The 659-nt window shown below is 53.7% G+C and carries 5 tRNA genes and 1 rRNA gene; all 6 read right to left on the bottom strand.

Annotated elements, in window-relative coordinates:
- Window positions 1-49: 49 nt before the first annotated feature.
- Window positions 50-126: transfer RNA gene (locus E2R53_RS22955), tRNA-Met, on the bottom strand.
- A gap of 43 nt (window positions 127-169) precedes the next feature.
- Window positions 170-245: transfer RNA gene (locus E2R53_RS22950), tRNA-Val, on the bottom strand.
- A 16-nt stretch (window positions 246-261) separates the two neighbouring features.
- Window positions 262-336: transfer RNA gene (locus E2R53_RS22945), tRNA-Glu, on the bottom strand.
- Window positions 337-350: 14 nt separating this feature from the next.
- Window positions 351-440: transfer RNA gene (locus E2R53_RS22940), tRNA-Ser, on the bottom strand.
- A 4-nt stretch (window positions 441-444) separates the two neighbouring features.
- A tRNA-Asn gene (locus tag E2R53_RS22935) sits at window positions 445-519 on the bottom strand.
- 15 nt (window positions 520-534) lie between these two features.
- Window positions 535-650 (bottom strand): 5S ribosomal RNA (rrf, locus tag E2R53_RS22930).
- Window positions 651-659: the final 9 nt, after the last annotated feature.

The following is a 659-nucleotide window of genomic DNA, read 5'->3' as shown; positions in this document are numbered from 1 at the left end:
TCTCCTGCGTGACAGGCAGGCATGTTAACCGCTACACCACGGGACCATTTGGTTGCGGGGACAGGATTTGAACCTGCGACCTTCGGGTTATGAGCCCGACGAGCTACCAGACTGCTCCACCCCGCGACAATAATAAATGAAGTTTTAGTGCTGCTGTATTCAGTGAAAATGGTGGAGGATGACGGGCTCGAACCGCCGACCCTCTGCTTGTAAGGCAGATGCTCTCCCAGCTGAGCTAATCCTCCGCAGTGAAAATGATGTTGGTGACCCGTACGGGATTCGAACCCGTGTTACCGCCGTGAAAGGGCGGTGTCTTAACCGCTTGACCAACGGGCCATTTATATAAATAGTGGCGGAGAGCAAGGGATTCGAACCCTTGAGACGGGTTACCGCCTACACGATTTCCAATCGTGCTCCTTCGGCCACTCGGACAGCTCTCCAAAATGGCTCCGCAGGTAGGACTCGAACCTACGACCGATCGGTTAACAGCCGATAGCTCTACCACTGAGCTACTGCGGAATAATATTTTCACTAGCCTGGCAACGTCCTACTCTCACAGGGGGAAACCCCCAACTACCATCGGCGCTAAAGAGCTTAACTTCCGTGTTCGGCATGGGAACGGGTGTGACCTCTTTGCCATCATCACCAGACATAGTGAC

Source organism: Peribacillus frigoritolerans, from assembly GCF_004358755.1.
Classification (GTDB): domain Bacteria; phylum Bacillota; class Bacilli; order Bacillales; family Bacillaceae; genus Bacillus_P.
The sequence above is the reverse complement of the archived record's forward strand: the minus strand, read 5'-3'. Positions and strand labels throughout refer to the sequence as shown.